Genomic DNA, 25,715 nt, shown 5'->3' with positions numbered 1-25,715 from the left:
ACGCATGTTATGCCCTGGATTTTGTTCCTGTTCCATTCATCGTTTTCTCTTTTTCGATTGGTTGCTTTTTTTCTACCACCCGTGAAACTGCAAGACGAGAGATAAGATATGCCAGTGTACTTTCAGCTCCCTGGTTGCGGTTGATGCCATGTTTTTCAAGACCATCAGAGCAACCTTTTGATTCAGGATCATATAAACTGGTTAAAAGTTCGTTTCGCCCGAGGAACCATCGAAAACTTGTCATCATCTGTTGCAGATATTTCTCCTGCCCCGTTACTTGAAACGCTTTACGAAAGAGAAGTACCATCGCCATCGCATCAACCGGTTGTTGCCCGTATGCAGAGCGCTTTCCGTCTTTTACATACCATTGTGTATTTCCAACTGGCGAAAAATAACCTTTGTCGAGAGTAATGTCTGCGAGAAAGCCCGTGCTTTCCAACGCAATTTCTTTGAAACGTTCATCTTTAAATACAACAGCGGCATGCAGCATCGATAGTGGCAACAGACCGTTATCATATGTAACGTAAGGTTCAAACCATTTCCAACCAGGACTGCTGTGTGCTTCGTAAAGATTTGCAAGCTGCGACGCATAACTACGCAATAAGTTCCGCATATGCTGATCAGCAGGACTATGGCGCAGGTAATAACTTATGCCAATCATGATATTGGCCATAGCTCTTGGCGAGCGTATTTCGTTGAAATGAGGAATAGCACGGAAGAATATTTCTTTTGCCAAATCATCGTAGGTTTCTCTGGATGGATTACCAAGCAAATAGCCCAATGCCCAAATAGCTCGTCCAAATGCATCTTCTGAACACACAGTATTTTTCAGCTGTCGATCAAATCCTAGAAAATTATAAAAGTCACCGGTATCTTTTTGCATGTAATGAATATACCCCAGGTACACATGCGTTAACATTGCCAGGTCGGAAGAAGGTTTTTCTTTTCCTGCCATTACTGTCATTAGTAGTGCTCTTGCATTATCATCTAAACAATAGCCTTCTTTCCAATTGGGCACAGTGTATTTAGCATGTTGAATAATACCGAGATGATCTGTAAGCCGCTTAACATGATCTAATGAAAAGATGGGCAGCAAAGGACTATCCATTGCCGCTCTTTTTGCTAAACCGGGAACAAGCTCTTGAATGATCTTATCGGTCAACTGAATATATTTTTTTCCGATAGCAGACCAAACGGTTTGTCGTCCGTAGCTTTTTGCCTTTTCCTGAAGGCTGTGCATTTTTTCAGGATGATCCAGCAAATCGAGCAACATGGCTGATAATTCTTCCGCATCGCCGAAATCGAATAAACGTACGACTCCTTTTGTAGCAAGTTCTGCTGCATGCCAATAGGCTGTTGAAAGCACAACTGATCCAGATCCTACAGCATAAGCCAACGTGCCACTTGTAATCTGTGCTTCGTTAAGATAAGGCGTACTGTAGATATCCGTTGCGCAAAGAAATTTCACGAGTTTTTCTTCATCAACAAATTCATCAAGAAACTGAATGTGTTCGTCAAGTTGCAACTGTTGGGCAAGTGCAGTAAGTTCATTTCGGTATTCTTCACCGCTATGCCGTGCAACTGCAGGATGTGTCTTGCCTAACACCACGTAAACAAGATCGGGATGTTTGGCAACAACAGGTGGCAATGCTTTGATTACTGTTTCAATTCCTTTATTGCGGCTGATCAAACCAAATGTCAACATCAGTTTTTTACCGGCAAGTCCTAACTCTTCTTTGCAACCCGCCTGATTGAATTGCATATCAGGAACTCCATGTTCGATGATAACCACTTGTTCTTTGCGGACCGGGTAATTAGCAGTTAACAGTTCAACAGCTTTTTGCGTCATCACCACAACCTTTGCCGAAAGTGCCGTTATCTGCTGCAATATTTTTTTTTGCTGGTAAGATGGTTCACGCACTATGGTATGGAGAACAGCGATAAAAGGAATTCTCAATCGCTGAAGTAATGAAATAATATACACGCCGTCTTCACCGCCAAATATGCCATACTCGTGTTCAAGAATACAAATATCCGCACCGCAGTTATTGATGAACGTTGCAGCCTCCATATAATCGTCCTGTTCATTCTGCCTTATAACAAATCCCACCTCCGTTGGATAATCGTATTGCTGACCATCTTCATCCAAAGCAATAACAACTCCCTCATGCCTTTCCTCAGCATTTTTATTACCCGTCATAGCCAAAAGCTTGTTCCGGGTAAATGTGCCGATGCCGCATTGCCTTGGAGGATAGGTTCCGATGTAAGCAAACTTTCTATTCATTTTTCACTAGTGTTTTTTCGCTCTTGTTATCATTCGTGGTTAACATTTCAGTATTCATAGTTGGTCGAAACAATTCAATGAAATTGCCTGAAGGGGCAATCAGCAGTATTTGCGATCCTCCAGGAACTGTTACTATTTTATTACGGAAACCAAGACCTGCCGGCAGAACTTGTTTTCGCATTTAACAACAGGCGCATGTTTTCCGATGTAACAACAGCAAATGCAGGGGCAGCGGTAATACTCAGCTTAAAACCGAGACATGTTGTGTAGAATATAATGGAGGCTTCTACATCATTCACTATGTAGCTACTATTGACCAGGTGCTGTTGCATTTGTTTTTAATTATCTTGTTCAACGCAATCACTCTTCAATCATTTCCTTGGTTTGGTTTGAAATGATTTTTGACTCTTTACTTCCTTTTTATTATTCGTTATATCATCGCCTTTAAAATCCTGTTCTTCATTTTGTCTGCTATCAAGATTGTCTTTATTCTCTGGTCGCATGTGCCTGTCTTTTTGTGCTTTTACACCTGACACAGAACTGATTGTGTTCTTTTTCATAATTTCTGTTTTTAGATTTTATAAAAGAAAGATTCACTACTTAACCCCCAGAGATATTTTATCTCTATCCGGTAAGCTTTATTTAGTGACAGTAAACAAATTTGACACCAACACATTTTAGAAAATGCTTCACTTTGCTGCATTGCAAGGCTGTTACCTTCAATAAATCAATAAGGTTTCGATGTTGCCTTTTCTTTTGCAGGAATTCTATTTCGGTGCTATTGGGGAGTTTTTGCCCCCTTATGATTGATAATTGGGCAACTGAATGTTTTATTAGCTGCAGAAAAAAGACTCTGGCGTTAACCAGAGTCCCTGTTGTTTCTTTTTTTTCCTACGCTGGTATTATCCAGATCAGGTATTTCGGGGTGTATTCTCAGACCTGATTTGCAGGCCACCCCCTTCCAGAAACATAATACTTATTGTGCTGAAAAAACTGTGCCATAAGTGGAGCAGTAAAGTTGTTTCCTATTCTTTCATGATGAAAATGTCTTTTGTAATTACAGCATTTTTCCGGTTTGCGAATACCTGAACAGAGCCGCCGGAAATAAACCGCAAAGCTGGTACGGTTTTTTCCATTTCAATACAACATACATTATTAAAGGCTCAGCGAACCATCGAATCTTGTGATTGAAGAAGTTCACGATCCTCTTCGGGAAATATAATGTAGAACCCATGCCTCACACGAATCATCTATTCATTTAAAACAATAATTAAGATGCAACACGCAAACACAACAAAAGAAAATCGGGAAGCAATTGCCGACCTTGTTGAAATTAATAACGATCGTATTGCCGGTTACGAAAAAGCAGCAGGTTTTCTTGAAGAGGAAGACGAAGATCTCCGCACCCTTTTTAAAGATATGGCTGCACAAAGCCAACAATTTATCAGCGAACTCCAGCCTTACCTCGATGAACCCGACGAAAGTACAACAGTACGAGGCAAGCTCTATCGTGCATGGATGGATGTGAAAAATACCTTGAGCACTGATGATCGAAAATCTGTTTTGTCATCTTGTGAGTTTGGGGAAGATGCTGCACTAAGAGCATACAGCACAGTGTTGGAAGAGGATAGTGAATTGGATGCTGATATTCGTTTTATGCTCCAAACACAAATGCGCACCATTAAAGATTCTCATGACAGGATCAAACATTTGCGTGATATTGAAAGTGAAGAGAGTTAGCAAATCAGGCTGCGTTCTGGTCAAACATTCACCTGTTAAACAGCTGGCATATCCTTTGACATCAACCAATACATTTATCTATTAAAAACATTAAAACACAAAACTATGCCAGCAACAAAAACCAGGAAGACATCTTCAGCCAGGCGTAAAAATTCCAATTCACTTGAAGTGGCTGTAATAAATTCTCAACTCGAAAAACTTTTTGGTGATGCACTGAAAGATCTTTATTGGGCTGAGAAACATCTCGTAAAGGAATTACCTAAAATGAGTAAGGCAGCAACTACGCAGGAATTAAAAGATGCTATTGATGAGCACAAAACACAAACCGAGGAACATGTTGCACGTTTAGAACAGGTGTTTGAACTGATGGGCAAGAAGGCGCAGGCAAAAAAATGTGATGGAATGGAAGGTTTATTAAAAGAAGGAACATCTATACTGGAAGAAACGGATGCAGGAACAATGACACGTGATGCAGGCATTATCATGGCTTCGCAGAAAGTAGAACATTATGAGATCTCCGCATATGGAACTTTGGCAAGTCTTGCTCAAACAATGGGTAAAACAGATATTGCCGAAATTTTAAATACTACGCTGGAAGAAGAAAAAGAAGCCGACAGTTTGCTCTCCGGGATAGCAGAAAATAATATCAATTGGGAAGCGGAGCAAGAACCTGCAGAAAAAGAAAGTTAAGTAAACGCAATAAGCTATTTATACCGGCCCGGGTTTCACAAAGTGTGCCCGGGCTGGTATGTTTTATTGATGTGGTGTACAACAAACAATGGCGTCAACCTGTCACCTACGTTCTCTAGGTTTTACTTTTTGAGTAGGTCTGAAATTCTTTTCCCGGGTCGCTAACTCAAATGTTTCTTCAATTACATATTCATTTTAAAACGATAGGTTTCCTTTTCCCTAAACCCTTCCGGAAAGTGTTCAATAATGTCTGACTTAGGTCTTAAAAAAGAATTTTATACCAATGAGAGTGCAGCAGCTGTAATAAATAAGTTTAAAGCACTGCAGGTTTTTTACATCAATTTTAGGCAGGGAGTTGTAATGTTTGTTTTGCCGGTAGTATAAAACGTGTATAATTCACCAACAGCTTCCAACATTGGTAGCTAAGAAGAGCTTTGCTAACAGCCAACTACCACTGCACAAAAAGAGGGGAAATAGATACACAAGTAGAAAGTTATTTACACACTTTTTCTCCATTGTGAGCTCCAGTAATAGCTGATCAACTATGGTATGCAAATTGCCTTACAAATAAATCCATTCAGGAATCCAAAAATAACTTGCCATGTTAATGACGAAAGAAGCCAACATTCAACCTGTTTACCATCTTATTGCTATTCTGGAAGATGCCAAAAAAGGGTACATTACTGCATCGGAGAAAGTAAGAGACGATGTTCTATCACTTTTATTTGAACGATTCGGTTATCAGAGGGGCCGATACAGCAGTGAGTTGAAAAACATTGTTTCTCAATTAAAAGTTCCCTCGGCTATTGATCAGTTTACTTTAAGCCTGCTACACCGTACCTGGATGGACTTAAAAACGTCGTTCAAGTTTGGAAAGAAAGAAACCATCCTGCACGCCTGCATCAAGGGAGAAGAAACGGCAATAAAAAATTATACAAAAGCCATTGAACAAATTGACGAGGGAAATGAACTCAGGCAAATATTGGAACGGCAACTAAGTGAAATGAAATGCGTATTAAATACAATCAAAGAGTATTCGCAGATTCCTGTTAACCAATAAAACAATGATGTATGCAACATTTAATGCTAAGTATCAATAAATCGCTGCAGATTAAATTGAAACGACTGGTTACATTCCTGAATCAGGTTCACAAAGAATTTGAAGACGTAGCCGAAGAAATAGATAATAACAATTTGAAAACAGCACTACAGGCTTTGGCAGTAGAGAGTTGTCAGTATGCAAGCGAAATCAACAATGAGTTGATGCATTTCCATATCTCACTCCAGGCTGATTATACTGATCAGGCGTGGAAAGAAATTGAAAAAAGTATAACCGATGATGAAAGGAGTTTGACCGAAGGTGGCGAAATAGCAGCCATTTGCAAAAACTGTGAGTCAAGATTTAATAAACTCTACGAAGAAGCGCTTGCAGAATTTATTCCCGATAAGAATTTGCAAGATATGATCACGTATCAATTATACGCTACCAGGTTGGCGTTTAAGAAAATTATGTTATTGAACAAATTGCGCTTTAACCATTATTAAACATGTTTCGATGTTATTCTAATTACAACTATTTAGTAAACACTTAAATCAAACAGTCATGAAAGCAAACAACGTAGTAGCGGGCTTTTTAGCAGGTGTAGCTGCAGGTGCAGTATTGGGAATTTTATTTGCGCCGGATAAAGGCTCAGAAACCAGGAAAGCAATTTCACAAAAGAGCACCGACTTAATGAACGGTGTAAACGATCAGCTGAATAAGTTCAAAGGAACTGTCGGTGATAAGTATCGCAACGTAAAAGATGGTTTAGTAAACAAATACGAAGATCTTAAAGAAGAGACAGGTGATTTGATGCAGGCCGGAAAAGAGAAAGCTGCTTCAATGAAAGCCGGCGTAAAGGAGCAGTTTTCTTAAACCAGTCTGGTCACTATTATTTTTTTGAGCCTGATTACATTTTGAAGCACCAACATACAAATGGCAATGCTTTAAAATGTGGCCAGGCTTTTTTTGTGATTATATATCGTTTGAAGAGTTGCGTTGGTTGCTTTGATTGCCAATCTGGTCGTCTCTATTTCGCATCTTGGCGACAGCAATTGCTCAGAAAAACAAAAGCCTCACCTTGCAGTGAAGCTCTTTTACAGTCGGGATGACTACCGCTAGTGCGAATATTTTAAATCGTGGTATTATGAGCTTTTTAGAGCACACTTTTATATGAATTGGTATAAAGCATAAACTAAACAAACATTTCAGATCGAATGTTAATCGTCGTAAAAATGCTTTATGTAAATAACAGTCCTGTACAGCTTTAAACTTTCACTTTACTTAGTTCTAGATATTTGCCAGGGTTTTTATAAGAGAGCCAGCCCTTTCGACTGGCTCTCCCGTTGCTCCAAATAAATCTTATTGAACAACCAATCTGACATTTTTTTCACCGGCCTGAACGATATATATCCCTGGTGTAACTGTTTTAAGATTCAGCAATAAAACATTCACACCCGCTTTTACTTCAACAATATTTTCAGAACAAATTACACCGGTCGTGTTAACGAGTTTAATCGGTATACGTTTCGAAACAGTTGAATAGTACTGTACATTAACTAAACCAGATGCAGGATTAGGATACACTTGCAGATCTCCGTCTATGTTAGGAATAACTCCCGGCCATCTGTCTGATGAATTTCCTGTACCGCTTACGTTAACAATGGGCAGGTTTGAAGACGACTGTCCTTCATTTTGATATCTCGCCTGCATATCAGCCACTGTTAATGTTGCGCTGTTATTGCTTGGCAATGTGTTACCGGTACTGGTGATAAAAAATGCATTCACCGGGTTGCCAATTGCCAGCTCGGTAGAAGGTATGTTGTAATTCACAACCGGCAGAGATACCCTGCTGTTATTAACCCACAAATGATAACAACCAGCTGAGACAGTATATGGTTGCCCTCTGCGTGTGTAGCTTTTTGATGAGCTTGAGTTGTTCACATAAAATTCAACGAAATTTTCGTTCGTTCTTACAAACGTGGTTTGATTCACTTCTACAAATGAAACAGTATTTGAAGCATCTTTCTTTCGGTATTTGAAAGAGATATTGCTACTACCAAGATCAAACCGAAGTGCTCCGAAAATACCGTCGGTATACGTATTTGAGCTCAAATTAGTGCTGTTGGTAAACAATGAAGTAATTGGATTATTTCCAATACCTAATATCCAGTTGCCGTTTGTCCCTGTTTGTGCAAACGTAAGTGTAAAAAACATACTGGTCACACTGCTGCCACCAATATTGTAAGCAGATAATTTGTTCAAACTTGCTGAGTTTGCAACAATCCTGATTTTTTTATTGAATCCTGAACCAATTCGCTCAAAGCTTCCGTTCCCTTGCGAGCCTAAGCTTACTCTTGATAATGAAGGCGACGGTGGATAAGGCAGAAATCCATATGCAGTAGACGATGAGACAGATGCGACAGGTGTTGCAGAACTAAATATTGTGCTTCCATTTTCTGTTACAGTAGAAAGATCGTAAAACCAGATATCCTCGCCTGCATCCCATACACCATATCCCATTTCAGATTCATCTCTTATAAGTTTTACCTCTGTATAATTTCCTTGGTTTAACACAAAGTCGAGCTTGATATCGTCAAAATTATTAAGTGAATTCACAGAATTTCCGGTGCCGGAGGAAACGCTTCCCAACACCCGCCATCTTCTCGACAATGTAACAGAAACATTTGACGGCGTTGAAAGCCAATCGATGGTAGGTTCTGCATTCGGAACAGTATTCAAATCCGGATTAGCAATTCGTAAAATCAATGTATCACCCGATTCTCTGGCGGTTATTAAACAATGGTTGCTTACACTTTTTATAAAACCAATGTTTACGGCAGTATCGGCCTCAAAAAAACTATATCCGGTAATTTTTTCAGGTATGTATTTTACAACATGCAGGTTGTTTGTTTTAGCCAATACTTCGTAAACCTTGCCCTGCTCAATCGAATCGGCAAGTGCCGACATTTTAACGGGAGTAGTTCCCGGCACCACTGCAAACAGATAACCGGAATCAACCGGACTGGCACCGTGACTGATCCAAGCTTTGCTTGCATTTGCTGTTGCAGTTGCAGAACCTGAGTTACTCGACTCCAGAGGTGTGGTCTGACTACCTCTGAAGACTTTTATTTCACCAGCACCTTGCGGAACATAAAAGCCCGTAGTTTGTGCGTTAACAATCCAGTTTGCCTGAGATAATGACAGCGTTGTATTTAAGGTTGATGTTGTTGTTAGCGTTGCTGAGTTGATATAAATACCCGGATGCTTCAACGTATCGATTGACTGAAAGAGATTAGTTGCTACTAGTCCGCTGGTTCCACCATTTCCACTAATTTTTGAACCAAGGCAAACCATTATTGTATCAAAAGTAAAAACCGATTTACGGAAAGTTAGATTGTTACCATCATAATTACTATTCGGATCCTGCACAAAATCAATCGCAAAAATTCCGTGAGCACCTGCTGCTAAGGCTCCGGCAAAACTGGCTGCCTGATATTCTGTTCGTGTGCCTCCCGCATATGGCCTTAAGCTTGTGTAGGGCAGATGAACCGTTGTAGCACCGGGCACCACATTCCAATCCCATCCTGCTCCATTGGGTCTGTAACCAGTTGTATCAAGATTTTCATATAAAACTTCTAATGCCCCGTAACTTTGATATCTGCCATAACGGTTATCGCTAGAGTAAATTTCTGAACCGAACATTTTATCAGTTAAGCCTTTTTGTACTGCTATCCATTTTTGATGCCGCTTAACACCCATCTGACCATAATTAAACTGATGAAAACCATCTAAATTTATAACCGGCACTCCTGTATAAGTTTGGTTCTTAAAAAAGTAATTGTAATGAGCTGCGAGGCTATCATCCTGAGACCGGCCAAGCACATCTCCTCCCACCGTAATCAGCCTTTTGAAGAACGTACCGTCTACTGCTATATTAGATGTAAACGGAAGTCTTCCCGAAGAAGCATTAGACCGAACCACGCCTTTATTACCTTCGAGGTAAAGCGATTTTACAGCAAACGTTATGAGATCATAGGCTTTTCTGGAAATCCGGAATGGTGTTTCTTTAAACTGGTCAGCAGCGGCTATCCATGCTTCATAAGCATACATGTAATGCGCATACTGCGATCGGTGATGGAAACTCACCCCGTCTGGTTTTAATCCGTCTCTTCCGCCATCATACGGCTCCATAAACAACTCCATATATCTCGAAATAGATTTTAAATCTCTGGTTGCTTGTGCACTGTTACCTAATAGCGCTAAACGAAGAACATGATTCCATTTCACATACAAATAATCAGTGTTATTCCTGATTATAAATCCACTTGTATAGATTTTATTGTACTCATTCGACCATTTCAACATCTTGATCACATCAGTTCTTACTGATCCTGTATAATAACCTGTAGCCAGCGCATCGAAAAAGTAATTACTGAAGTTTCTTGCATTTGTGTAAGAATTTGTTTCCATTACATTTCTGCCACCTTCTGCCAAACCTTGATCAATCAGATACTTTGTAAATAAAACCAAACGAGAGCTATCGCCTTCCCTTGCAAACCTGCTGCAATAAGCGGCGAGCTTTGTCAAGGTATCCTGATCATGCAGATACAATAATCCTCTGCCGATTATTACCCCATTGCTTTCGGAAATGTTGCTTGTATTATAATAACTGATTGCTTGCTGTAAACTTGGCAAACCGGATGGACTGGTTGCAGTACTAACTCTTGAAGCTACAGCACTTATGCCGTTAATCTCCGCAGTAGTAGGACTCGTTTCAGGAATATCTGGGCTGTTTAACCAGCTCTCTAAAGGCCAGCCACCGGCCATCGAAGATGTTACATCAAACTGATCAAGATCCAATTGCATATGCGGACCGGGGAAACGTCTTCCGGAATCACCAATCCACTTCACTTCATCTATCCAGATATTTTTTGCACTTTCAAAAGATCCTGATCGTTTAAAAGTAAACTCAATCTTATCAAGATTAAACCCGGGCAAATTATTATTTCCTCCATAATCTTCAACCAGGCTTCTATGGTAATCTCGCCAGCCATTAAAATTGAGCAATATCCGACCGGTTCGCTTGACACTTCCGTCGGCGTCAAAAAACCTCAGGTATAGTGTGTCGGTTGTGGCCCCGCTGGAGTATAAATAAAAATGTGTGATTGCGTTACTTGAACCGGTTTGAGATGCAGTATAGTTTATATCAACAGTTAGCACCTGGTCGTGTATTGCTGCCCATTTTAGCGATTGAGTTCCTCCTTTATAATGAGTGCTGCTTAAGGACAAAGTGTTTGAGCCCGATGTTGTCCAGAGCGTAGGAATTGTGCTGCTGTTAAATGTTTGTGCCCTTGCACCGTGTAAAAAACAACAAATAATAAGTGCTAATAAAAGTTTTTTCATGAAACAATTTTTAGTGGTTTATAATAAATAATCAATACATGGTTAATGAAAAGCCATGGAACGGCAATCGCCTTTACAACTCTTTTCTATTAATGTGTGATTATTGGGTAGTATCTGTTCATTGTTGTTTTGCTGATCAGTTTCCTGTTGCTGCTGCGCAAAACAATTTTACTCAGATAGTGTTGGATGAGCACTTACGCTGTAACAGATAAACGGATATACTTTCTGTTATAATTGGGATTTATGCCAATTCTATAGCGTACGTACTTTGTTATGAAAGCGAAGTTCTTTTTTGAAAGGGAAAACCCAAGGCGTGATATTAGCTAACTATTCAGCAATTCTTGCATGTATGTTCATATCATCAAAAAAAACGAAATCTTATAATGAGAATTTATTTTTTCACCCGATCTGTACTTGCCATTTTCATTTTCGCATTAAAAAAATAGTGGATTTACTCCTTTCATTATTTTTCTTACAAAACTTTTTGAATGGAATTAAAAAGTGAAAAAAATGATGGCTGTTTGAAAGGCAGGTCAGATGTTGAATGGAAAGGAAGCAATAAAAGATGGATTACAACCAGGCTCCTTGTATTTGGCACAGTTAAAAAGCAATAAACCACAGGTGATGATATAAGAACATTCACTTCTTCTACATGACTGATAAAAATGGTGCACCATAAATATGATGCACCATGATTCGAAGATTGCCGTTTGAACTACTATGTTGCGAATGTAACATCATAACAAATATTTTATTCAGCTCTTCTTGGCAAAGTATTCAGCAATATGAACATGACTGTTTCGATTGTAAATATTTAATTACTTCTTTCCTGCGATTTGAAAAAAACCAGCATTTGCATTTTCATTTCTTTACTTACAGCTGCATATTGTTTTTCGCTTGCCACATTCACTTTTTCCAATGGATCTTTTTCGTAATCGTATAACTCAGTGGCAACTAAAAGTTTTTCGTTGTATGGCAGATTACTGCGAAAATTATTTCCCATCCAAACGGTAAAACGATAGCGATCATTGCGAATAGAATAGCCCATTAAACTTGTATTGCTATACCCCAATTGAGCAGCTTGTTCTTTTTTCATACTTCGTGGATATTGGCTTACAGCAAACTCTTTCACTTTTAGCGCCGGATTTTTCATAACTGCTACCTGACTTTTTCCATCCAGATGCACTGGCACTTCAATCTTAGCCAATTCGCAAAGTGTTGGAAAAATATCGACAAATTCAGAACTCGAATTTGTAACAGAAGGTTTTATACCTGGTGCTGAAATAATCATCGGCGTGCGGGTTGCCTGTTCAAAATTGGAGTGCTTGCACCACAGATTATGATCGCCTAAATGCCAGCCATGATCGCCCCATAATACAATAATGGTATTTTCAGTAAGTCCCAATGAATCGAGTGTATTAAGCAAAATACCTACCTGTGCATCCATGTATGAAACGGCTGCATAATAACCATGAATTAATTCCCTTTGTTTGTCAACGGGCAACGTGAGCCCAAAATTTTTCTGTTTAGTCGTTTCGATTATTTGTGGAATATCAGTGTAAGCACGTATTTCACCCGCATCATGAAAAGCGATATCAACTGCATTTAGCGGTTTTTCCTGATGCGGTGCGAGAGGTAATTGATCACGGTTGTACATATCCCAATACTTCTTTGGTGCCACAAAAGGAAGATGTGGTTTTGAAAAACCAACTGCAAGAAAGAAAGGTTGATTTTTTTGTTTTAACTGAACCAGAATATCTTTTGATTGCAGAGCATTAGCGCCATCTTCATAAGCGTTATCCGGCACATCAACATATTCCACAGTGGGTCGAACTTTACTTACCACAAAATCGGAAAGATCTTTCTGATTCAATCCTTTCTCAAGTCCTTCCTTTCGATATTTTTCAGCTAATTCCTTTGTTTCTTTTAACTGATACCGACCCAAAGCCGGTCGTCCGTTTTCGGTTGGAAAATAATTGCTGCTGGAGTTGTAAAACGGAACCGTCCATGATGGAGCATCTGATTTATTATCCACGCAACGTGGGTCGTATACTTTTCCAATGCCTTGGGTACTATATCCATCGGCAGCAAAATGCTGGGGCATTGTCAGAATGTTCGGATTCATATCCCGCATCTTAGTTTTCAAATCCCATACTTTGGTATAGTCGGGTCGCATGCCGGTCATGATGCTGGCACGTGTGGGACCACAAACAGCCTGTTGACAATAATTCGACATGAAAACTGTACCTCTTTTGGCAATACGATCAATATTAGGTGTTTTGATAATGGCATCGCCGTAGCATCCTAATAATGGCTTTAAATCATCAACAGCAATAAACAATACGTTTGGTTTTTTTTCAACTTTCATTGTTTGCGAATAACCGGCTATCGATGCAAGACATAACAGCCCAAAGTGTAGCATGTAAAAAGAAAGTTTGTTTTGCATTTGATAATTTTTGCTTGTTTATTTCTTTTTGTCTAAAAATACCGGGTTCGCATTATCATTGCTATTTTGTCACGTTAGAAGCATTCAACGCTTTTACTATAAACTCCGTTTGTTGATTTCGTTGTTCCGCACTGCTGGTATGCCCGGTTTCTTTAACAATATAAAAAGTTTTAGGGGCTGATATACTGTTAAGAGATGCGTACATAGATGTGGGCGGACAGGTTTCATCATTATAACCAAAAGAATAAAATCCGGGCACAATAATTAAACGTGCAAAATTCACCACATCATAATAACGAGAAGTCTCAATTTTTTCTTTGCTCGCATTTTCCTTTTTATTGAACATGTGAGGCCAGCCTCCTGCTCTTCCGTTTTGATATCCGTTTAAGTCGCTCAGCGCAGGATAAAAACAGGAAAGTGCTTTTACACGTTTGTCCAACGCCGCAGTTACAATTGACAATGCGCCTCCCTGGCTTCCGCCTGCAACCATAAGGTTCATTCCATCAAACTCGGGCAACGAGAAAATAAAATCGTTGGCACGTAAACAACCCAGGTAAACATGTTTGTAGAAATAATTATCACGGTTATCCAGGTTAAATGTAGGGTATCCAAGCAATGCGCCGAATTTCAGGTTTTCATAAACCATAGAATCAAGCGTAACAGGAATACCGTGGATACCAATTTCAAGTGTGATGATTCCTTTCTCGGCTAGTTTCACATCGCCTTTATAAGCACGCACACCGGCCCCGGGCACTTTCAATACAGCAGGATATTTACCGGGCGCTTTGGGCACACACAAAATACCATACAACCGCATTCCTGGTTTATGGTTCTGAATATTTATCTGAAACACATTTACTTTATCGTTTGACAGATTTGGTAATGGTTCGATCTTAGCATCCATTGGGATATTAGCATTTTCAGCAATTGCTTTTGTCCAGAATGCGCTGAAATCATCGGGCATCGTAGTGGTTGGCTTTATTGTTTCCGGACTGAAAGCTGCCGTTGCCAGGCCCCTGTATTTTTTACCTGCATGTTCAAGTGTAGCTGTGCAGCGGAGAAACCCTCCTGTTTGCATCGTACCACCGTCAATAACCAACTCCGCTCCATTGAGCTCAACTTGCTTTTTAATAGTTGACGGCATTTTTTCAGGTCCGATTTCATAATAAACTTTTGCGCCTTTCATCGGCTTACCATCCAGCAACACAGAAATTTTAAACACAACTTTTTCGTTAGGTTTATACAACCAATCGGCATGATCAGCCGTAACCTCCATCTTCACTATTGGATCGGCGGCATTCTGTTTTGCCGTTACTTTTTCATGGCTTTTATATTGCCAATCCGAACCAGTGAAAGACGATGCTGCTTTGAACAAAGGCTCTCCTGCGTTGAGCGCCACAACAACACAGCACAAAAAACTCAGAAGGAAAAATTTTTGAATTGATTTCATTGAATTGGTTATTTATGATCTGTTGATTTTCTGTTACCGGTTGTGCTGACTTGTTTTTTTTGCAATAAATTTTGATTAAAACTATCACCTCAAGGTACATGAAAGTTACTGCATCTTAAACACCGAGCGTGCAAAGGCATACATCTTCAACGTTATGTCTTCATACCTGTCAGAACCACCTTTGCCATAAAAAGCATGCACATAATTTTCATAGATATTTTTTTCGGCATGCCCTCCTTTTTTCGAAACAGCATCGCAAAGCGCAACCGACTGCAAATGGGAAATGGTAAAGTCTGCAGTACCATGAAAGACAATCACTCCGGGGATGTCAGAAACTTTTTTCGGGATATGATGAATCGCTGAAATTTCAGAACGATTTTCTTTTTTGGGATATTCTTTCAGATAAGGAGAACTTCTTCCAAAACTTCCCTGAAGATTATCAGTGAAATCATAAATTCCATTGCAGCCCATAAATAATTTACAACCGTTCCCGTTTTGTTTCATAGCAGCTAACGATGCTAAGGGAGTGCCGGCAGATCCTCCTGCATAACCAAAACGTGTCATATCTAATCCCCACTCTGCAGCATGCGCCTGCACAAAAGCAAATGCATCTGCCATCTCCTGCATACCCTTGTTAAAGGTGCCACCTTGCGACATGAGTGAGTAACTTATTCTTACTCCTGCAATACCTCTGGATGCCAAATAGGTTGATTGATTCTGAAAAGAAGTGAGTGTGCCATTTGCCCATCCGCCTCCATGCACCCAAATAATAAATGGATGCGGACCTTTGGACTGTTTAGGAATATCCACTTCCATATACAGCGAAAAGGTATCATACGTCTTATAAGTAAACTTCAACGTAGTGCATTGCGAATAATCTTTTTCACTAATCAGATCAGGCTTGTAACGGGCAAGAACTGTAAAGGCATCTGCAGGCAATGATGCACAACCTCCTGAAATTAATGGACAAATTTTAGCTGAATCTTTCAGCACATAATTCCCCTCTGAACCAGTTAAAGCCATGCCGTATCGGTTTTTCTGAGCAAACAGAAATGAGTGACTGCAATTGAATAAAAAAAACAGCATCAACATACTTTTTGCTGAGCTTGTTTGAAAATTTACATTATGCATAATCTTCTGTTTTTATGGCAGTAAAATTGAATCCTGTAGAGCCATGCCATTTTGAGCAATCCACCATAATAGAACATCGCTAACAATAAAACCATTATTATTTTATTCATACGACTTAAGATTTTGACTTCCTATAATCCCAATTATTTGGTGGCAGCTTTTATAACTTTCGAAATATAAGATGCAAGTAACTCGTATCCTTCAGGTGTGTAATGAACATTTCCCGGTTTTGAATTTTGCGGATGAATAGTCAGCGAGGCTGAATATAAATCAATGACTTCAATGCCGTTTTTTTTCATCACTTCCAGTGCAACTGCGTTGTATTTCGCAGGATCCTCTACTTTTCTACCAGCTGAGTTTTGCGGCACAGTAGTGGTTGTAACAAAATAGAGTTTAGCAGTGGTTTCACGCAGTATGCCAACAATGGTTTCTAAATTTCGTCTATACTCTTCCAAAGAAACAGAAACTTTACCGTTCACGACATCATACTTATTCGCCGAATCTTTATACACCAGATCATGCAAACCGAAATTGAAAAGGATGACATCCCACTGCCTGTTATCCAACCACTTTTCAACACTTTGCACGCCTCTTACCGTTGATCCTCCATTACCCGGATTATGGGTTACCAAAATTTCGGGAGCCAAAGACTTTTCTAAAAACGGTGTGTAGCCAATCGATATAGAGTCGCCTATAACAAGCAGCTTTTTAGCCGGCTTTTTTGTTACCGCTACGCAGATAAAGCAGGCAATTAAAACTCCCAATAGTTTAAAGGAAATATACTTCATACTTAGATTTATTTAAATAGTATTCATGTTGCAGCATTCACGACATTCACTTCTCTTCTCCCGAAGCCGTGCTTTCGTTTTGGTATTCACACCAATACTTTTTCTTTCGCAAATGCACATTTCCATTCATCTGTTGTATACTCCGTATTTGACTGCATTCTATTTCAAAACAAGTAACAACCATATGTTCATCTTATTTTCACGTCCCTGAACATATACGTGTTATCGCTAACTCTCAAACTCTTTCCACTTGCCGTTGTAACGTTCCTGAGAATGACTTCTTTTGTTTTTATGTAAGGGAACTTCTCCTTGTAGGTATCGTCGGTCATCTTTGGATTGAAGTTTGAAAAAATAGCAGGCCCTTGATAATCTGCCGGATGTTTCGAATCATCGATTCGTAAGTTTTCGATTGTTATTCTTTCCGGCATGTAACAGGTATAACCGAAATCATGCTGACCGGCATTTGCTCCGCCGATCAAACTGGCACTGGAATTTTTGCCGCCTGATGGAACAAAAACACAATTGCGAATAAAGAACTCTCCCTGCCATGTACTGCCATAGTCATTGCGCAGATTAATAAAGCTTCTGCTATAAACGGTTGAGTTCTCTACGGTAAAGTTTCCGCTGCCAATTGCATTTATCCCTTGGTGCCCTAGTGTTGAATTGCGGATGGTTGCATTGGCAACGCCTTGATGGGCATCGAATCGGGAAAGAATACAACTGTCGTACAAAATATTTTTACAAAAATTTGAACCCATGATTCCCCAATACTTATTGTCGTTGATATCATTCGTTTGGCGGCAGTTTACAAATGATATATTAAGTGCTCTTGATGGAGAAATATCATAAGTACCCATTGAAACCGTAACGCCTGCCCTACCAATTGTTTGATACACTTTATGACCGGTAAGCAGCATATTCTGAACTCTTACATTTGCACAGTCTTTGACATTGATGAAGCCACCATATGGTGCTCCATAATCTCCTTCGCCGGTAACATAATGTTCAAGCCCTGTAAGAAGAACATTCGAACGCTTAATAGAAAGACCCCGGCTATAATAATTGTATTTGGATTCTTCTCTGTTAGCTATTGTGGTGAAACGTCCTCCGGAAATCGTTAGTAATGTCTCATCAATCGGAAGAGCAGTGATGTCGGTGATTTTGTCAAAATCCCAGATGATCGGAGCGTTCATATCAACGTTCCCGTTTTTATCAACCATAAAAATATCCGTTTGTGCAGAACCACTGTTTACATTCGGCCCAAACCTTATGTAACGTTTTACATTAGAATCAGTAACGGTTATCAGACATGTGGCAGGCAAGGATACATCAATTTTAGCTTGATTTTTTTTAAGGGTAGACACTCCCTTGAGTTTAAATGATTGCTTTACGGAACTAACCAGGAATACATGTGCTTCACGGTTTTTAACATTGGTATCGTCAATAATAAAAGCAGCTTTACCAAAATCGGTGTTTGTTTGAATAATTACAGTGCGGTTCTTTCCACTGATATAGTAAGTGAACCCATCGCCGGCTTTTACAGAAAGTTTGTATTGATTGGCGAAGGCATGCGTTGCAGCAATGGCATCAATATCATCAGTTTTTCCGTCGCCCTTGGCACCGAAGTCGCTATACCGCACCAATCCATTCGCTTTAAATCTGTCAACATCCTTTCGTGAAACATTGATCAGTAATTCCCCCTTTTCATTTGCATGCACACTTGTCTTCTTCCCCGAAGATGTGATTACCACATTTTCAGCTTGCTTTTTTTCCTGCGCTTTTGCAATATTGAAAGTACTTACGAATAAAATGAAAAATGCGAGGTTGTATTTTAGCATCAGTATAATTTATGATGTAATGATGGTATGTATAATTTAATTAATGATGAAGTGTTTTTCATACCGGTATTTAATATTTAAACACTTTCCCATTGGCCATTACTTCCTGTGTCTTTTCATCAAAAGTTACTTTGGCACCGGTTCTTACAGCAGCATTGGTCATGATGGTAGCAATCGAATGATAATAACCTGCTTCAACAGGAGCATTCGGTTGTTTGCGGCTGCGCATACATTCCATAAAGTTGCGCATATGATTACTGGTTAACCGATCTGCACCGGTGTTCGCCGATGCAACAACTTTTTCTTCCAGGTCTGTTAATTTCATTTCAGGAAGAAGATTGGCTTTCATCTCCATTGCACTTGCATGATTTTGCTGAAGTCCCCCCTTCGGTGAAATGGTATTCGTATTGAGGTTTAACTCTCCTCCGTTTGAATAATAAATCTCAGCCGGCTTCTCATCACCGTTATGCATACGGGAGCCAAAGGTTACCTGGAAACCTGTTGTGAGATCGTTTTGCGGACCGTAATCAAACACTGCAGTGGTGGTATCCCAATTTCTTCGTCCATCTTTCCACATATAAATACCGCCATTGGCAACTACACTGCGTGGATGTTTTAATCCGCTAAACCAATGCACGGTATCAATTTGATGACTCATCCATTGACCGGGCATTCCCGATGAATACGGCCAGAACAAACGATACTCTAAATATTTTCTCGGATCCCATTTTTCAAACGGACGATTCATTAAAAAGCGTTTCCAGTCCGTATCTTCCTGTTTACATTTTGCAACCAATGCCGGTCTTCTCCAACGGCCGGGCTGATTCACATTCCATGTCAATTCAACCATGGTGATCGGACCAAATTTTCCTGATTGTATAAACGCAGCTGCTGCAGTATAATTTCCACCACTGCGGCGTTGCGAACCTACCTGTATAATTCTGTTACTGGCTTTGATGATCTTCAATGCATTCCTGTTATCTTCCATTGTTTCAGCAAATGGCTTTTCCACATAAGCATCTTTGCCGGCTCTTACAGCTTCAATAGCATGCAGTGCATGTTGAAAATCTGCCGTACTTACAATTACTCCATCCAGGTCTTTAATGCGATAGAGCTCATCATTATTAACACAGCTCTGCACATCATGCCCCAACTTTTCTTTGAGGAAACTCTTCCCTTCCTCCCTGCGCAGCTTCCACAGATCACTTACTGCAACAATATCAAAATTCATCTCTTTGTAATGATTTAAGAAAGAAGGAAACAATGCCTGGCGAAAACGATCGGAATAACCCACAACACCTAAACGAACCCGATCATTGGCTCCAATAATATTTCCATAACTTTTGGCACTAAAACCAAATGTTGCAGCATAGACTGCTGCTGATGCTTTTGCAGATTGCTTGATAAAATGACGACGAGATAGAGACATAATCGTTTATTTATTTTTAAATGTATAATTCAAACTGATGCTCCTTACTTTTCTAAGTAAACAGGGTCATATTTTTTAGTTATCCCATTTCTACCACTTCAACTCTTTTATTTTAATGCTCCTGTACATTACAGCATTGCCATGGTCCTGCAAAAGGATATGTCCTTTCGGCGCTTCACCAAAATTTTTCCAGGAAACATATTTGCTGATGGCAACAAGATCTTTAAACTGCTTTGAGCCCCGTATATACTCCAATACTTTTACTCCATTTAAATAATGCTCCACCTTATCATTCGGATAAACAATGATTCTTGCAAAATTCCAAGTACCAATGGGACGAAGAAACCGTTTTTGTTTTTCGGCTTCCATCAGATCGTACAGCGAAGCCAGTGTTCTGTTTCCATCACGACCTAGTTTTGCATCAGGGTGTAATGTATCGTCCAGCACCTGGTATTCCAATCCAATGGCTGATCCGCTGCTTTGCTCAGCAAGTGTTACGAAATATTTCACACCGCTGTTTGCGCCGGGTGTTAATTTAAATTCAAACGAAAGATCAAAAGCTGCATATTGCTCTTTGGTAACAATATCACCGCCATTCGTTGACTCCTTTCCTTCTGCATCAACAACAGCTAGTGTGCCGTTACTGATCGTCCAGCCTTTTTCCGGAAATGTATTAGCTTTTGCACTTCTCCAGCCATTGTTTGTTTTTCCATCAAACAACAATTGCCATCCATTCATTTTTTCATACGCAGTTAAATTGTTGGGAACAAAATTCACAACATATACATTGGATGGAAAAGGTTTCGGTTTCAATCCTGTTGTTTGAATGCGCACATTTTTAAAACACACTTTCTTTCCTGCATGATCTGCTGAATTGATGCCATGCACTTGCAAACCAATGAATCCTTTTGCATCAATCGTATCTACCACGTAAGCTGCGGCTATTCCATTCACCCATGTTTTCATTTCATTGCCGATACATTCTACTCTGTAGTGATTGTATTCGCCTTTTTTATATGCCTGTTGTGCCTTCGGATTTAATTGCATTGGATACAACCACTGTCTTCTTCCTTCATCATAAACTCCTCCGGTCCAACGGCGTGCTGTTGGATCAATTTCACACTGACGTCCATACACTCTTCCCACACCATCATATGCCTTGGGATCAAAATGACTTCGTGTTTGAATACCGGCATTCCCTTCTTCATCTTCTAACCAGATATCTGCTTCCAGTATAAAATCTCCATATTCTTTTTCAGTAACTAAAAACGTGTTGCGTGAATTCATCACGGTGCGTCCAACAATCACTCCATTTTCAACAGTATATTCTGCGGTACCTGCCAAACGCTTCCAGCCGGTTAGATCTTTTCCATTAAAGAGATTGATCCAGCCATCCGCTTTGGGTTGTGCATGCAGAGAGAGAATGGAACAGCAATAGAGTGCAAAGAATAAAAGCTTATTTTTCATGTATTGAGGCGATTAATTTAATTGACGAGACATAAGTACAATTAGCTGCAACGAACCGATAATTTTGATTCGCAGGCATCGTTTAAAATTTTATATTCAACTATATAGCATTCTAATTCAATTCATCTAATACCAACGAGGAGATCATCCCATTGGCATACGTTTAGTTTTTCTCTCGTGCATCAAAACCTACATCACTCCTGTTTAAAATCTTTACAGTAACCGGAGTAGCCGATAGTTGATCTGCACCAGCGTCGAACGGAGTTGTTCGTTGCTGACCATCCATGTCAACAACAACAGTAGTATAGTTGCCCTTAGCTGCTTCAATGGCCGGACTTCCTTTTTGCAAATGATATTTACCCGATGCATCTCTGGTCAGTTTCGGGTCAACCACGCTGAAACTTCCGGAAGGAAGATCGCCTGCAACGGACGTATTGAAAATAATATTTCCTTCTGCAGCATGATGAAATGCAGGACCATCAATAGAAACCGCAGCTCCGCCGCCCACAATAATATTATTTGCAATGGTAACATAGGTTGAACCCAATCCATTTGCTCTTGCAGTTTGTGCAATATTGATTTTGTTATTCACCAAGGTATTAAATGCAATGATTACTCTGTCGGGACGATCATGTGATGTAAGCGGTGCACCGTCTGCTACTTCGGCGCCGCCATTCCCGATATTGATAGCCATTCTGCAATGTTCAAAATGATTGCTGTGAATAAGATGATCGTCACCAAAAATGCGGAGACCGGGCGTGTTGATGAAAAAGTTGCCATACACTTCATTAAAATTCCCGTGACGCAACGTGAATTGGGCAGGGCAATTTCGAATAGTATTAAACCTCAATATTACTTTGGATGCTTTAACTGAGATCAATTCATTTTCGCCATCACAATCTTCAAACAGGTTGTATTCAACAATGCTGTTGCTGGAGGAAAGACTGAATCCGGCTAATCCAAACTGAAATGCTTCTGCTCCATTCTTGTTCCCTTGGTTCTTTTGTTTTTTGAAATAATTGTGATGGATCCAGAGCCGTTCAGCAATCTGGCTGCCTGTTCCCCTGATCACAATAAATTTCCCGAGTGAATCTTTATTCTGAAATGTGTTGTAATGAATTTCATGATCATTACCGGCGATGGTAAGATAGTCGCCGGTGCCCGGTGTTTCAAAAATATTATTTGTCCATTGGCAAAAACTTGAACCGGCAGAACATCTTGCTTTTGATGCAGCATGCGTAAACTTAAATCCACGAATGATAATATAAGAAGCAGGACTCACTATATTAAAACCTGCAGTACCGGTAATCTCCGCCTTGCCTGCATCTTCTGCTTCAATGATGATGGGTTTTGTTTTTGTTCCTGCAGTACCAATCAGGATTTCAGCAGTGGTTGTATAAACCCCATTCTTCAACACAATGATGTCACCGGGCTTTGCAGTATTGATCGCCTGTTGAAGCTCTGCAATAGAAGCTACTGTTACAGCATCAGCAAACAATTTCTCTGTTGCAAGCAGGCTGAAAAACAAAACGGTCATCAATTTTCTTTTCATCTTAAAATTTTCGCTCTTATGCCGTTAGCAAGGTTTTAAAACAACGGTTTCTTTTCTTTTAATTTCTTCGAACGCAGCAATGCTTCGAGGTAATAATAATCAGCATAGTTCAATGGCACATCCACTTCACTATTAGAAGGTTTGGAACCCGTACTGTGCAATAAAATGAACCCTTTATTTTCGCCGATGGCCGAACGGTAACTGTTGGTAAGATTTTTTACAACCGCATCAGCTATCTTTTTATACGCTCTGTTCTTTTTACTATACAGGCTTAATTCATACAATGCCGAAGCCATAATTGCTGCTGCTGATGCATCTCTTGGTTCATTGGGGATGCCGGGTGCATTATAATCGTAATACGGAACAAAGTCTTTTGGAAAATTCGTATGCTTTGTCATAAAGGCTGCAATCTTCTCTGCCATTTGTAAGTACTTTTCATTTTTGGTGAAACGATAACACATCGTATAACCGTACAAACCCCATGCTTGTCCTCTTGACCATGCTGATTCATTTGCATATCCCTGGTGTGTTGTTTTTTTAATTACATTACCGGTGATGGTATCGTAGTCAACAACATGATAAGAACTGTAATCTGCACGGAAATGATTTTTCATAGTCGTATTTGCATGCGTTACTGCAATTTTGTAAAACGATGAATCGCCGCTCAGTTGTGTTGCTGCAAATAACAACTCAAGATTCATCATATTATCAATGATCACAGGATACCCCCACTTATCTCTATTGTGATCCCAGGAACGGATTGTTCCTGTAATGGGACGAAACCGGGTAATTAATGTTTTAGCCGATTGAATAATTACATCTTTGTATAATTCATTTTTTGTAATCCGGTAACCTGTACCAAAACTGCAATACACTTTAAAGCCCATGTCATGCGTACCGCTGTTTGTTTTTTCTCTCTCAATTGGTTTTGTAAAGCTTTCAGCTTGATCTTTCCATTCAGCTTTACCTGTGTATTCATACAAAAACCATAGCACACCCGGAAAAAAACCACAGGTCCAATCACGTGAGGAAATCATTTTCAGTTCACCTTTTTCAATCGTACGTGGAAATACAAGCTCAGGATTTGCTGCCCGTTTTTTTGCAACTTCACCCAGCAGAACGGCCGTTTGTGCAGCAGCATCATTGAATAATTTTGATTCCTTTTTGTTTTGTGAAGTTGCTGTTGAAAAAAAACATACTAAAATTGCAACGCTGACAAAAATTCTTTCTTTCATATCATATTTATTTTTCGAAAGGGACAAGTTGTGTTTAAGGCTGAAAATAACAATGGTTGTTGCAATGGAATTTTACAACAACCATTGCGTGGTTGCACTGTAAAACAATCTGATTTGTTCGTATGCAATTACTTTAATATCTCCCCGTCGTTGTTGATATACACATGCTTCATCACCAATGTTGTTCCGGAACTCGATGAGGTTTGCCGGGCAGGGAATGCTACACGGTATTCTTTGGGTGATGGTTCCTCAAAGCCCGGGTATGCGGCTCTTGCTGCTGTTAACCAATCTTTAATGCCGTTGCTTGTAAACCATTCTGCACCGCCCACATACGCATGAAAAACCTCATTTGCATCAATTGAAAAACTGAAGTTCTTTAACTGACCATTGGCCAGCGAAAAAATAGCACTTCTTCCACTTACAGGGCTGATTAATGTCAATGGATTGGGAAACACATTTCCTGCTGCACTGAATTTTGATGTATTTGTGGCAGGTACAAATGTTTCGTAGCGAATCTGATAATTATTTGTTGTAGCTGGATTATTTGTTGGCCAGATCTCCCAGCGTATTTCCCGTATGTATGGATAAGTAGGATTGGATGGCTGATTAAAAAACATACTGATTACAATCGTTGAATTAGTTCGGAAAAAAGTTTTCCAACCCAACCTTGTACGGACTGAAAAAGGAATTTTCAACTCAGCCAGATCGAGGTTTCTTCTAACATTGGGCACATTGGTTGAGGAAGATGTAAGATTTAATTGTGACAAAGCGGTATCAACATTTGTTTGAAGAGAGTTTGAAGTATTGGTCGTACTCCAGCCATTTCCGTTCAATGTAAAGGCACTTTGAAATTCATCAAAAAAGTATCTTGTTACTTTCATAGCCGTAGACTTCGATGAAGTGCCACCGCTACTTTTAGCTGTTGCTGTAATTGTATAATCGCCGGCTGCACTGGGTGCAATCCACAAATTTTCAAACAGGCCTTGTGTACGAAATCCATCAAATGTGCCGCCTGTAGCTTTCCATTCATACGTAGTTCCGTTATTGTCGCCCGAGGTTGCAGCCCAAACAGGAACTCTTTCTCCGAAATAGAATTCTTCACCCGCCTTATTAAGCGATTCTATTTTTAAACCCGACCCTTTTTTGCAGGCGAAAGCCAGAAAGCTAAGGGTGATAATTGCAAGAGAGCTATTTATTGTCCGCATAAAAAAAAGTTAGAT

At 39.8% G+C, this 25,715-nt stretch carries 20 protein-coding genes; 5 read left to right on the top strand and 15 right to left on the bottom strand.

Annotated elements, in window-relative coordinates; translation table 11 throughout:
* Positions 1-7: 7 nt before the first annotated feature.
* The 4 genes from WG954_RS16975 to WG954_RS16965 are packed head-to-tail and all read right to left on the bottom strand — an operon-like array spanning position 8 to position 2,844.
* Positions 8-2,284 (bottom strand): glycosyltransferase family 4 protein, encoded by a 2,277-nt coding sequence (locus tag WG954_RS16975; protein ID WP_340437948.1) that lies wholly within the window; start codon positions 2,282-2,284, stop codon positions 8-10.
* The gene (locus WG954_RS16970) at positions 2,277-2,465 is read right to left on the bottom strand and encodes a hypothetical protein (protein WP_340437947.1); all 189 of its coding nucleotides are present in this window, start codon (positions 2,463-2,465) and stop codon (positions 2,277-2,279) included. Before WG954_RS16970 ends, WG954_RS16975 begins: the two co-directional genes overlap by 8 nt.
* On the bottom strand, positions 2,425-2,616 hold the full coding sequence (locus WG954_RS21665; RefSeq protein WP_445298459.1) for a VOC family protein: 192 nt from the start codon (positions 2,614-2,616) through the stop codon (positions 2,425-2,427). Before WG954_RS21665 ends, WG954_RS16970 begins: the two co-directional genes overlap by 41 nt.
* Positions 2,617-2,655: 39 nt before the next feature.
* Positions 2,656-2,844, bottom strand: coding sequence for a hypothetical protein (locus WG954_RS16965; protein WP_340437946.1), 189 nt, complete (start codon positions 2,842-2,844; stop codon positions 2,656-2,658).
* 715 nt (positions 2,845-3,559) lie between these two features.
* On the opposite strand from WG954_RS16965, the gene WG954_RS16960 reads away from it, so the two are divergent.
* From WG954_RS16960 to WG954_RS16940, 5 genes are all read left to right on the top strand, one after another.
* The gene (locus WG954_RS16960; protein WP_340437945.1) at positions 3,560-4,024 is read left to right on the top strand and encodes a ferritin-like domain-containing protein; all 465 of its coding nucleotides are present in this window, start codon (positions 3,560-3,562) and stop codon (positions 4,022-4,024) included.
* A 105-nt stretch (positions 4,025-4,129) separates the two neighbouring features.
* Complete coding sequence (locus WG954_RS16955; RefSeq protein WP_340437944.1) at positions 4,130-4,714, top strand: YciE/YciF ferroxidase family protein; 585 nt, start codon at positions 4,130-4,132, stop codon at positions 4,712-4,714.
* Positions 4,715-5,315: 601 nt separating this feature from the next.
* Complete coding sequence (locus WG954_RS16950; protein WP_340437943.1) at positions 5,316-5,774, top strand: PA2169 family four-helix-bundle protein; 459 nt, start codon at positions 5,316-5,318, stop codon at positions 5,772-5,774.
* Positions 5,775-5,785: 11 nt separating this feature from the next.
* The gene (locus WG954_RS16945; protein ID WP_340437942.1) at positions 5,786-6,259 is read left to right on the top strand and encodes a hypothetical protein; all 474 of its coding nucleotides are present in this window, start codon (positions 5,786-5,788) and stop codon (positions 6,257-6,259) included.
* Between the two features lie 58 nt (positions 6,260-6,317).
* Complete coding sequence (locus WG954_RS16940; protein WP_340437941.1) at positions 6,318-6,629, top strand: YtxH domain-containing protein; 312 nt, start codon at positions 6,318-6,320, stop codon at positions 6,627-6,629.
* Between the two features lie 486 nt (positions 6,630-7,115).
* Here WG954_RS16940 and WG954_RS16935 read toward each other — a convergent pair whose 3' ends face one another.
* From WG954_RS16935 to WG954_RS16885, 11 genes are all read right to left on the bottom strand, one after another.
* Positions 7,116-11,159, bottom strand: coding sequence for a polysaccharide lyase family 8 super-sandwich domain-containing protein (locus WG954_RS16935; RefSeq protein WP_340437940.1), 4,044 nt, complete (start codon positions 11,157-11,159; stop codon positions 7,116-7,118).
* A gap of 814 nt (positions 11,160-11,973) precedes the next feature.
* The gene (locus WG954_RS16930; RefSeq protein WP_340437938.1) at positions 11,974-13,605 is read right to left on the bottom strand and encodes a sulfatase; all 1,632 of its coding nucleotides are present in this window, start codon (positions 13,603-13,605) and stop codon (positions 11,974-11,976) included.
* Positions 13,606-13,666: 61 nt separating this feature from the next.
* Entirely contained in the window at positions 13,667-15,055 is a 1,389-nt protein-coding gene (locus tag WG954_RS16925) for an acetylxylan esterase (RefSeq protein ID WP_340437937.1), read from the bottom strand.
* Between the two features lie 105 nt (positions 15,056-15,160).
* A complete protein-coding gene (locus WG954_RS16920) occupies positions 15,161-16,078 on the bottom strand; it encodes an alpha/beta hydrolase (protein WP_340437936.1) in 918 nt (305 codons plus the stop codon).
* A 251-nt stretch (positions 16,079-16,329) separates the two neighbouring features.
* Positions 16,330-16,974 carry an SGNH/GDSL hydrolase family protein gene (locus WG954_RS16915; RefSeq protein ID WP_340437935.1) on the bottom strand — a complete coding sequence of 215 codons (645 nt, stop codon included), beginning with the start codon at positions 16,972-16,974 and terminating at the stop codon, positions 16,330-16,332.
* Between the two features lie 188 nt (positions 16,975-17,162).
* Complete coding sequence (locus WG954_RS16910; RefSeq protein ID WP_340437934.1) at positions 17,163-18,812, bottom strand: hypothetical protein; 1,650 nt, start codon at positions 18,810-18,812, stop codon at positions 17,163-17,165.
* 70 nt (positions 18,813-18,882) lie between these two features.
* Entirely contained in the window at positions 18,883-20,241 is a 1,359-nt protein-coding gene (locus WG954_RS16905; protein WP_340437933.1) for a Gfo/Idh/MocA family protein, read from the bottom strand.
* Positions 20,242-20,331: 90 nt separating this feature from the next.
* Positions 20,332-21,708, bottom strand: coding sequence for a 3-keto-disaccharide hydrolase (locus WG954_RS16900; RefSeq protein ID WP_340437932.1), 1,377 nt, complete (start codon positions 21,706-21,708; stop codon positions 20,332-20,334).
* Positions 21,709-21,871: 163 nt separating this feature from the next.
* Positions 21,872-23,260 carry a polysaccharide lyase 6 family protein gene (locus tag WG954_RS16895; protein WP_340437930.1) on the bottom strand — a complete coding sequence of 463 codons (1,389 nt, stop codon included), beginning with the start codon at positions 23,258-23,260 and terminating at the stop codon, positions 21,872-21,874.
* A gap of 35 nt (positions 23,261-23,295) precedes the next feature.
* Positions 23,296-24,495, bottom strand: a complete 1,200-nt coding sequence (locus WG954_RS16890) for a glycoside hydrolase family 88 protein (RefSeq protein ID WP_340437929.1) — start codon at positions 24,493-24,495, stop codon at positions 23,296-23,298.
* A gap of 128 nt (positions 24,496-24,623) precedes the next feature.
* Positions 24,624-25,700 (bottom strand): hypothetical protein, encoded by a 1,077-nt coding sequence (locus WG954_RS16885; RefSeq protein ID WP_340437928.1) that lies wholly within the window; start codon positions 25,698-25,700, stop codon positions 24,624-24,626.
* Between the last annotated feature and the right edge of the window lie 15 nt (positions 25,701-25,715).

This window comes from Lacibacter sp. H375 (genome assembly GCF_037892425.1).
Taxonomy (GTDB): Bacteria; Bacteroidota; Bacteroidia; order Chitinophagales; family Chitinophagaceae; genus Lacibacter.
Note: the sequence above shows the minus strand (reverse complement) of the source record. Positions and strands in the feature narration are given on the sequence as shown.

Bases quoted from the DNA above. Each gene is read 5' to 3' on its own strand.
- WG954_RS16975 (WP_340437948.1), bottom strand. From the start codon at position 2,284: ATGAATAGAAAGTTTGCTTACATCGGAACCTATCCTCCAAGGCAATGC.
- WG954_RS16970 (WP_340437947.1), bottom strand. From the start codon at position 2,465: ATGCGAAAACAAGTTCTGCCGGCAGGTCTTGGTTTCCGTAATAAAATA.
- WG954_RS21665 (WP_445298459.1), bottom strand. From the start codon at position 2,616: ATGCAACAGCACCTGGTCAATAGTAGCTACATAGTGAATGATGTAGAA.
- WG954_RS16965 (WP_340437946.1), bottom strand. From the start codon at position 2,844: ATGAAAAAGAACACAATCAGTTCTGTGTCAGGTGTAAAAGCACAAAAA.
- WG954_RS16960 (WP_340437945.1), top strand. From the start codon at position 3,560: ATGCAACACGCAAACACAACAAAAGAAAATCGGGAAGCAATTGCCGAC.
- WG954_RS16955 (WP_340437944.1), top strand. From the start codon at position 4,130: ATGCCAGCAACAAAAACCAGGAAGACATCTTCAGCCAGGCGTAAAAAT.
- WG954_RS16950 (WP_340437943.1), top strand. From the start codon at position 5,316: ATGTTAATGACGAAAGAAGCCAACATTCAACCTGTTTACCATCTTATT.
- WG954_RS16945 (WP_340437942.1), top strand. From the start codon at position 5,786: ATGCAACATTTAATGCTAAGTATCAATAAATCGCTGCAGATTAAATTG.
- WG954_RS16940 (WP_340437941.1), top strand. From the start codon at position 6,318: ATGAAAGCAAACAACGTAGTAGCGGGCTTTTTAGCAGGTGTAGCTGCA.
- WG954_RS16935 (WP_340437940.1), bottom strand. From the start codon at position 11,159: ATGAAAAAACTTTTATTAGCACTTATTATTTGTTGTTTTTTACACGGT.
- WG954_RS16930 (WP_340437938.1), bottom strand. From the start codon at position 13,605: ATGCAAAACAAACTTTCTTTTTACATGCTACACTTTGGGCTGTTATGT.
- WG954_RS16925 (WP_340437937.1), bottom strand. From the start codon at position 15,055: ATGAAATCAATTCAAAAATTTTTCCTTCTGAGTTTTTTGTGCTGTGTT.
- WG954_RS16920 (WP_340437936.1), bottom strand. From the start codon at position 16,078: ATGGCTTTAACTGGTTCAGAGGGGAATTATGTGCTGAAAGATTCAGCT.
- WG954_RS16915 (WP_340437935.1), bottom strand. From the start codon at position 16,974: ATGAAGTATATTTCCTTTAAACTATTGGGAGTTTTAATTGCCTGCTTT.
- WG954_RS16910 (WP_340437934.1), bottom strand. From the start codon at position 18,812: ATGCTAAAATACAACCTCGCATTTTTCATTTTATTCGTAAGTACTTTC.
- WG954_RS16905 (WP_340437933.1), bottom strand. From the start codon at position 20,241: ATGTCTCTATCTCGTCGTCATTTTATCAAGCAATCTGCAAAAGCATCA.
- WG954_RS16900 (WP_340437932.1), bottom strand. From the start codon at position 21,708: ATGAAAAATAAGCTTTTATTCTTTGCACTCTATTGCTGTTCCATTCTC.
- WG954_RS16895 (WP_340437930.1), bottom strand. From the start codon at position 23,260: ATGAAAAGAAAATTGATGACCGTTTTGTTTTTCAGCCTGCTTGCAACA.
- WG954_RS16890 (WP_340437929.1), bottom strand. From the start codon at position 24,495: ATGAAAGAAAGAATTTTTGTCAGCGTTGCAATTTTAGTATGTTTTTTT.
- WG954_RS16885 (WP_340437928.1), bottom strand. From the start codon at position 25,700: ATGCGGACAATAAATAGCTCTCTTGCAATTATCACCCTTAGCTTTCTG.